Below are 8,902 nucleotides of genomic sequence, written 5' to 3' on the forward strand. Positions count from 1 at the left end.
TAGGCTGTTGACTTTGTGGGTTTTTAGGCGATTTTGCGGAAAATTATCCGTGTTATTTTTTGTTCGTGGGAAAACGTCTGGAATAGCCGTTTTCCCACAAAAGTAGTAAACACATTTTCTGCATGAAGTCTTATGGGCAAAAGGGTACAAAGTTAACAGCCTAGTATGAGTCTGATGCGACAAGTTCATAGTTAATTCCAACTATGAGCATAAGAATTCCCAATACATGAATACATGCAATGTTTTAAATCATACATAACAATCACTAAAATGGACTCACCTCTACAACAATTTGGGAGGATTCATTTCTTAGTGTTCTCTGATGCGACTAATTAGGGGAGTTCGTGACTAACAGAACTTTTGTTCCAGGGATTCTAATATAGTCATTGAGAATCGCTTCAGAATCATGCAAAAACGAGAAACCTTAGCCCAATTAATCCGCAGAACTGTACTCGAATTTGAACAACGTCAAGCAGCACAGTTGCTTATTGAGAGTTCTTTGGAAAATGAACCGATACCAAACCCATCTCTATCAAAGAATAAATCTCAACCCAAACATTCCAACCGTAAAAAGAGAACAGCATGAGCGATAAGAGTAAGCCACAAAATGAATGATCCTGTGTTGTCATGCTGAGGAACGAAGCATCTACGCGAGATTCTACTCTTCGAGAACGCTTCGCGAACGTTCCACCCTGCGGGAAGCAAGCTACAGAATGACATTGGGCATTTCTTTCTGTGGAGTTCTCTAAGGGAACACCAAAAAATAAATTCTCCACAATTGTAGTAGGGGTAGGGTCTCCCCACCCCTACAATAATGCAATAATGTGGGATAATTTATACCGACCGAAACACAACGTTTACAATCTGTCCGTTGTTTACCTGGATAGATTTGAGACATCCTTTTAATAATTGTTTTTTATCGTCTGCGTCAATTTCTTGCCAGTACAGGGGATTAGAAAAGGCAGCAATAATATTTTCCCTGCCAACCAAACAACCTCGATCCTGATTTTTAATATCTGCAAGAATACCGTTTATTTGTTGATTGATTGAGTCAATTGCCTGTACGATCGCAGGATTATTTCCCGGAATCAGCGTCAGTTGTCTTAATTGCTGTCTCAATGCTGCCACTTCTTCAGGTTCGTCAATCTCTTCCTGGTTATCTGGTTCGTCTTCCAGTGTCGCTAAAGCTTCTGCTTTCTGGCATAGCAGAGGTATTAATTGTTCCTCAATTCGCATATCTGAAATCATCTTCTTGTTGTTACACAGACGATTTTTGTTATAGGTATTGCATTGATAATAACTAACCAATCGATCTAATTTCTTTCGATATTGAGAAGTTTGGATAAACAAAGCTCCTCCGCACTGGGCACAATGTAATAAACTAGCATAAATATTATTAATTGTAGATGGAACACTAGCCCAGGCATTATTTCTATTTTCGCGGGCAATGGTTAATATCTGCTCTCGCTCTTGCAAAGTTATCAAACACTGTTGATTGTGAGTATCCCAAACAATTTTATCTTCTTGATATACTGGAGAATATTTATTGCGTAGCCTTTGGTCATAGGGAGTTCCACCAGCTAATATCGGATTTCTCAACCATAATTGTAACCCCTTTGCTGTCCATCCCAAACCAGGATTTCGGCATTGTGCTTTAGTTAAAGTACTACTAATTTCATCACCAATATTAATAATGTTACTACTTTGCTTATCCTTGAGACTGTAGGTATTTCGGCATACCCCAAAAAAGTGATTGAGTTGTATAGCAGTTTGACGGTACGATCGCACTGCAAAATAGGTATCAACCACCAACCTTGCCAACTGCGATCGCGTATATTCCTTGCGATCGTTCAGAGTGCAAACAACTGGAGTCTCGTCTAATTGATAGCGATCGCAATCCCTCACATACCCAAATGGCGTGATGTAGTGGGGTTTACTATTTTTTCTCCGTACCTCCAAATCCTTGCCGACTCGCAGCGATAACATTTCAGTTTCAAATTCGGCAGCAATTACCCGAATATTAGTCGCTAATTTTCCCCCTAATGATTCCATATCAAGGGCATCATCAAGAGCTTCCATCTTAACTTTGTGTTGTTTGAGTACCTCGAACAGTTGGCTAAACAGGACAATATTCGAGGTTAGTCTGTCAATTCTCGTAAAAATTATCTTTTGTATGCTCCCAATTACACGGGATTTTACATACTTAATCAACTTTAACAGCCCATCCCGCTTATTATTACTACGTTGGGCAATATCATAAAATATTCGTGTCGCTCCGGAATCTCGCAACCGACAAATTTGCTTACTGAGAGCATTTCCTTCCATCTCCTGCTTGTCGCTAGATTCCCTCGCATATCCAATAATCTCACCACTCATAACTTAGGAACCCAATCGAGATTTAAATAATCATAATCGGAGTAATCTCCCAATACGTTTCGGATAAGCAAAAGTATCAGAATACTTCTAATCAATCAATAGTAGAGGTCAATTTTATTTTCTACCATTTTTTGTACCCAAATCATATTCCGAACGTATCTACTGATAAATTGCTGTGGAATTATATCGGATAGTGACTATCACATGCCAAATTAATTCCACCGATACTTTTGATAGCAACAATTTCTCCTTGTTGTAACAGAGTACAAACTGCATCAATTTCATCCAGCATCGAAAACATAGTAACTGCAAAAGGTTTACCGTCAGCACGTTCTAACCATGCTTTTGGACCGCATATATGGCAAGCTGTTGGTTGAGCGTGGAAACGACGGTTTGTGACATCGTTGTATTCGCGATCGCATGTGGGACACATGGTAAATTTTGCCATACTAGTGTTGCTGCGATCGTAAGGGATGGCACGAATAATACTCAGACGTGGACCGCAATGGGTACAATTGGTAAATGGATAGCGGAACCAACGACTGTAGGGGTCAAAAATTTCGCTTTGACATTGGGGGCAAGTGGCAGCATCAGGAGCAATTTGAGTATTTATTGCACTGTGAATACTGGATGCGATCGTAAAATCATCAAAATTAAATTCACCTGCATAATTAGTCCGAGTTATTTTATTTATTCTTGCTAACGGAGGACATTCTTTTTGTAATTGATGAACAAATTGTACAACTGATTCTTCACTACCCAATATCCGAATTAATACTCCTTCTCCATCATTAAAAACCTCGCCACGCAAGCCATTTTTTTTCGCAATATGGTAAACATGTGGACGAAAACCAACACCTTGAACAATTCCAGTAACTCGAATTTCTTCAGCAATCATTGTTATTAAAAATATAAGGTATAAATAAATACGGTTCAGTCAAGACTAAACTATTCAATATTTTAAACCGCCATAGACACGGAGTGCCTTCCTTAGGTAGGCGCAGAGAACGCCAAGGAAGAGAAGAAAGAGAAGGAAAAAATACTTAACTGAACTGTATTGGGTTATAAATTGTAGGGGTGGGGTCTCCCCACCCTTGCCAAGAATACGATTGATAGATAAATCTATAATTAGGATATTTTATTTCATGAAATTCCCTAATCCTAAAACTGATAATTTTCAGACAATTTTCCATAAGAGAATTCGATTGTTACCTGAATCAGCAATAACAGCAATATCACCACAAATTTTGATACCATAACTCCAATTGACACTATTACGCTTGGGTAATCCAAAATTACCATTTTCACTTTTACTAGAAAAATCTTTTTGTCCGATAATCCCATCAGCATTAGTACCCATTAACGAATTAATAGAACCAGACTTTTTCCATCCTAATAACCGTGAATTTGCAGTATCAGCAACTACTAACCAATCACCAATAGCATCCACACCATAAGGCATACTTAAACTACTGCCATTAGGAAAATAAACACCTTGGTTTAATTCAACCAAATCAAACTTTTTTTGACCTAAAACTGCTACACAACATGCATTATTTTCAACTGGTATTTTATCCCATATCATAATCCGATTATTCCCCGCATCAGTCACAACCAAATTCCCCCCCCAAACAGTGATATCGTGACACCATCGCATACTAGAAGCAGATGCGATCGCACCATCATTTTCATTTCGAGAAAACATATCTGGTTGTCCCAAAACTAAGTCTGCAGGTTGACCATTTTCTGTCGGTAACTGATTCCAAATTAATACGCGACGATTTCCTGTATCAGCAACAAATAGCTTTCCTTGATGATAAAAAACTCCATAACACCAATTAAGAGTATTTGCCCCAGGTATCTGTTTGCCTCGGTTGGGTTGATTTTCATAAAAATCAACTTGTCCTAATACTATATCTGCCGGAACATTACTATCTTCAGGTACTTTATTCCAGATTAAAATACGGTGATTCCAAGCATCTGCAACTGCTAAACCTTCACCACATACACAAATACCAGTTGGTACATTTAATGTTGTTTTTCCTGGTACAGTTTTCCCATTTTGTCCCTCATGGGAAAAATCTAGTTGCCCAATTACCCAATCTGCTGGTTGACTATCTTGAGTAGGTAAATTTTTCCATCCTAATAACCGATGATGTCCAGTATCTGCAACCCATAAAGGACCTTTTTCTGATACCAAACAAGCACCTCGTGGAGCAAAAACTTCAATAGCACTTGGAATTAGAGGGATTGTTAATTGTTCAGATGTAATTGATTTACCTAAAATTATTTCTGCACCTAAATGTGAAAGTGGTAACTGGCAAGAATCAATTGTTTTCTCTACGATAACTTTTGATGTAGAAGTAATCTTAGTTTTAAAATGCATAGTTTTATTTACTTTCTTATTTTTAATTTTTGAAAAATCCTCATAACTCTTGCTGTAGCGTCTCTGCGGTTATTTAATCCATATTCTATTTTACATATAAATACTATATAAAAATGCAATATAGAGACACCATATAGATAGCATCTCCATATTATATATAAAAACAATAATCAGTCACCAACTATTTCATTTTAAAATCCCGAAATAAATAAGGCATGACCATTCCAGTAACTAAACTTGATGTAATTACAGCAATTCCTAATGATATTTCGGCTTGTGCGATCGTCAAAAATAGAGTGAGACCAATTACAGTACCAAATACAATTTTTTTGATAAAATCTACAGGGTCACGTAGCAGTTTACCTTGAAAAAATAGCCGAGTAGCAAACCACGCTATTTCTAACATAATTCCTCCTTATTTTTGTGTGAATATGTTCAAAATTGCCAGTCCAAGTAATATTGTTGGAATTACACCTGCTGGTCCAAAAAAACCACCAAGGATAGCAGATAATTCATATCCTAAATGCTTTCTAGCAATCAGTAATCCTCCAATTGCACCACCAGCCATTGAGATAAATGTGGCTATAATAAGCCAGATAAATCCTGTAAACAAATTAACTTCACCTACTACTAAACTAGTAATCAATTTATTAATCAGTGGGTCATTGATAATCTCTTCCATTATTTTCCTCCTTGAATTGTAGTTTAAGTAATTGTTTCATTATTTTTTCATATAAATTCAGACAAAGTATCTTTCAATTTTATTAAAATTTACTTGATGTCAATTCTTCTTGTATTTCTCTTATGGCTTTAACAACAATTTCAATTTGTTCAACTTGTTCATATTGCTTAAATATTTCAAGTGCTTCTTGATAGTAATTACTTGCTTGTAACAAATTGTTTGAATTTCCCTCTTCCACATTCTCCAAGTTATCAGGAATATTAGATAAAGCTAATGCTTTATTAGCGATAGTATTAGCATATTCCAAAGGATTATCACGGGGATTGCGAACTTTTAAGGCTTCGTCATAAGCAGATATAGCACGTAAGTTATTGTCAACAGGATGGGAACTAGGTAAATACTGAAGTGCATTACCCAAATTATTTTTTAACATCGCATATTCTCTGGGATGTTCTGTTAACTTAATGTGTTCAAGTGCAGTTTCAAACGATCGCACTGCTAAACCATGTCGCAAATGCTCTTTTTCCGATGATAACGGCATTGAAAGATGTGCGATCGCAATATTATTGTGTAAAATTGCATACTCTTGGGGAAACTTCTCCCAAGTAAATACCTCTAACGCTTTCTGATACGCTGCGATACTGTCGGTAATTCGCGCTAAATTATAGGCAGCTAATGACTGTAACACCAATCCCAAATTCATCTGCACTTCGGCAACTTCCTGCAATGTTGCTAAACTCTCTATAATGGGCAACGCTTCTTCATAACCTGCTTTCGCTTGCAAAAGTAAATCTGTTCCTGCTGTCGGAATTGCTTGTAATGCACTTGCCATTCCTACCATCGTTCTCGCTTTCAGTAAAGGATAATCCTCTTTGCACAGATCATATGCGTGATAGTACAGAGATACTGCATTCCGCAAGTCTTTTGGTGTTTTTGGCTGCTTTTGAAAACGAAAAGCTAATTCAATCAACATCTGAATCTTCTCTTCAGTTGTTGCGGATTCTGATGCGATCGCTTCCATTGCTGCCTTGACTGTTAAATCTGTAATACTAGAGGACATGTCTGTTATCTTGGTTAGGAAGGATTGAGTTTTTCTTTTGTTTGTGCGACTTCACGCGAATTATATTTCACTCCACTAACAATAATTGACACGGATGCAGATTTTGAGTCCACCACACTAAACTCACTTGTTTGTTGAATTAGCTTAAACCAACCCAGATAAAGTATATATTTGCAGCTAATCGCGAGTAGTTACTAGTTAACAATTAATAATTAATTATTAGTTGAACAAAATAAAAAAATATCGAATCTGATACAATAAAATTACTTTATTCCTGATATCACAACAATAGAGTATCATTCCATCGAAAATCTCCCGTTCTAAACTGATAACTTACAGGGAAAATAATCGGAAAATATATAGCAAATGACAAACTTACTGTGGTTACAGGGTGGTGCTTGTTCGGGCAACACCATGTCATTAGTCTATTCACTATAGAACAATGTTTATATCAATTCTTTGTGAAGCTGCATAGAATTTTACCCCATCTGTAGGGGGTAGGAGGTGGGGTTAGAGTAAGCCACAAAATGAATGATCCTGTGTTGTCATGCTGTAGCTTGCTTCCCGCAGGGTGGAACGTTCGCGTAGCGTGTCCCCTTGGGACTCAGCATCTACGCGAGATTCTAGCCTGCGGCAACGCGTTCGCGCAGCGTGTCGCTTTGCGACTCAGCGCGTACGTTCCACCCTGCGGGAAGCAAGCTACAGAATGACATTGGGNCTAGAATCTCGCGTAGATGCTGAGTCCCAAGGGGACACGCTACGCGAACGTTCCACCCTGCGGGAAGCAAGCTACAGAATGACATTGGGCATTTCTTTCTGTGGAGTTCTCTTATTTTATGCGTCTTTATCTTAAATTGGTATTAGAGAGTAGCTGCTGCCATGGGAAAAGAGGATAAAATGCGATCGCACCTAAACCGGGAAACGTTATATAGTCATACTGAGTTAAAGAAAAACCTGGTTTCTTGAAGCGAAAAACTCAGGTACTTGGGTTTCTCCCTAAACGCAAGTACCTGAATAATTCTTCATTGCATTAAGCATTTGATGATTGGAGAAACCAGGTTTCTAAACTTTCACCAACAGGTATTGACCATTACCAAGAATTTCACCATCACAACCGTCAAAATATGAAATACACAAAAGCAAATAAAGTCTCCACATCCGTTGGAACTTGCCATAGTTCATGCCATAATTTAACTCTTTGACTTTTGCTTGATTTTGGTCAAAATTCATCAACCAATTTCTGAGGGTTCTTGAGTAGTTAGCACCATTTAAATACCATTGATTAATAATTTTCAAATCTGCATTAACACGAGCCATCGTATCATAACTCCATACCCGCATGTTGGGAAAAATGTACTTGTTGATAAAAGGATGGGTTATGTTGTCAGGTAATCTGGTTGTGATGATGTGAATTAAGACTTTGCCATCATCTTTAAGGAGAGAAGCCAGTTTTTGGAATGATTTCGTTAAATTACCTACATGCTCAAACAGCCCAATCGCCATAATTTTATCAAACTTAGTCTCCAAATCAATATCATTAAAGTCCTTTTCATATAGAGTGAATCTATCGGAACTGAGGTAACTGTTACTATCCTGCATTCTTTTCCGCATGTATTCGCATTGCTCGTGGCTCAAATTCAAAGCTGTCACTTTCACATGAGGAAACAGGGAAAGTATATAATTTGATGCAGAACCCCAACCGCATCCCAAGTCTAAGATTTCGTCTCCGTCTTCAATGCCTGCTTTTGCAATCACATCATCGAGCATGTCCATTTGTGCTTGCTCAAGGTTGGATGCTCCTTTTTCCCATAAAGCCATTGTGTATTTGGGATATAAGAGTTCTGTCTCTTTCAACATGAGACTAAACATTTTTTCGGGTAGGTTGTACTGAACCTTCATTAGTTCATCTGAACCTTCGGCAATGCGATCACTTTCTTGCGACAACCATTCATAGGGAACTAGGAGAGAAGGAAAATACTTGTAGCTGATTTGAACGGAGAGATTTAAAAGCCATTTCAGCACTGCTTCGGGAATTTTTAGCCCATTAAGATAAGCCTCTATTCCTGTCATCACAAGCCCATTATATCCGGCGATCGCTGTGCGGCTGGCTTGGGAATCAATTCGGTTTCTCTTATTTACATCTCCTCCTAAAGGAGTATGTCTTTGGGTATTGTTTGAAATGCTGGAAGTCATGTATACACTCCCGATATTTTTATTGAAATTTTTTATACTATGATTATGATAAAACCAAATAAGATTGAGATTTATAAAACTAATCCATTGTCTTAAAAGTTAATACTTCGTCATAAAGTTTTGTGCTTAGAGGTTGTTTGAAAAGTCTTCTTCTATGTCATGCTGAGGAACGAAGCATCTCAGTATGTGGGCTAAACTCCAGATT

7 protein-coding genes and 1 pseudogene are annotated in these 8,902 nt (G+C 37.7%); 1 reads left to right on the plus strand and 7 read right to left on the minus strand.

Annotation, left to right across the window (positions count from 1 at the left end):
- Positions 1 to 406 precede the first annotated feature (406 nt).
- The gene (locus CK510_RS20765) at positions 407 to 586 is read left to right on the plus strand and encodes a hypothetical protein (protein WP_095723515.1); all 180 of its coding nucleotides are present in this window, start codon (positions 407 to 409) and stop codon (positions 584 to 586) included.
- A 248-nt stretch (positions 587 to 834) separates the two neighbouring features.
- Here the strand turns inward: CK510_RS20765 and xisF are convergent, their stop codons facing one another.
- From xisF to CK510_RS20800, 7 genes and pseudogenes are all read right to left on the minus strand, one after another.
- A complete protein-coding gene (gene xisF / locus CK510_RS20770; RefSeq protein ID WP_095723516.1) occupies positions 835 to 2,376 on the minus strand; it encodes a fdxN element excision recombinase XisF in 1,542 nt (513 codons plus the stop codon).
- Between the two features lie 196 nt (positions 2,377 to 2,572).
- Positions 2,573 to 3,274: pseudogene (locus tag CK510_RS20775) on the minus strand (acylphosphatase); the annotation flags it as partial.
- A gap of 279 nt (positions 3,275 to 3,553) precedes the next feature.
- Entirely contained in the window at positions 3,554 to 4,762 is a 1,209-nt protein-coding gene (locus tag CK510_RS20780) for an NHL repeat-containing protein (protein ID WP_095723518.1), read from the minus strand.
- 181 nt (positions 4,763 to 4,943) lie between these two features.
- Positions 4,944 to 5,168: a hypothetical protein gene (locus tag CK510_RS20785; RefSeq protein ID WP_095723519.1), complete on the minus strand. Its 225-nt coding sequence runs from the start codon at positions 5,166 to 5,168 to the stop codon at positions 4,944 to 4,946.
- A gap of 9 nt (positions 5,169 to 5,177) precedes the next feature.
- Positions 5,178 to 5,444: an asr0689 family protein gene (locus tag CK510_RS20790; RefSeq protein WP_095723520.1), complete on the minus strand. Its 267-nt coding sequence runs from the start codon at positions 5,442 to 5,444 to the stop codon at positions 5,178 to 5,180.
- 82 nt (positions 5,445 to 5,526) lie between these two features.
- A complete protein-coding gene (locus tag CK510_RS20795) occupies positions 5,527 to 6,504 on the minus strand; it encodes a tetratricopeptide repeat protein (RefSeq protein ID WP_095723521.1) in 978 nt (325 codons plus the stop codon).
- Positions 6,505 to 7,566: 1,062 nt separating this feature from the next.
- A complete protein-coding gene (locus CK510_RS20800) occupies positions 7,567 to 8,697 on the minus strand; it encodes a class I SAM-dependent methyltransferase (RefSeq protein WP_095723522.1) in 1,131 nt (376 codons plus the stop codon).
- Between the last annotated feature and the right edge of the window lie 205 nt (positions 8,698 to 8,902).

The sequence above is a fragment of the Brunnivagina elsteri CCALA 953 genome (assembly GCF_002289455.1).
Classification (GTDB): Bacteria; Cyanobacteriota; Cyanobacteriia; order Cyanobacteriales; family Nostocaceae; genus Brunnivagina; species Brunnivagina elsteri.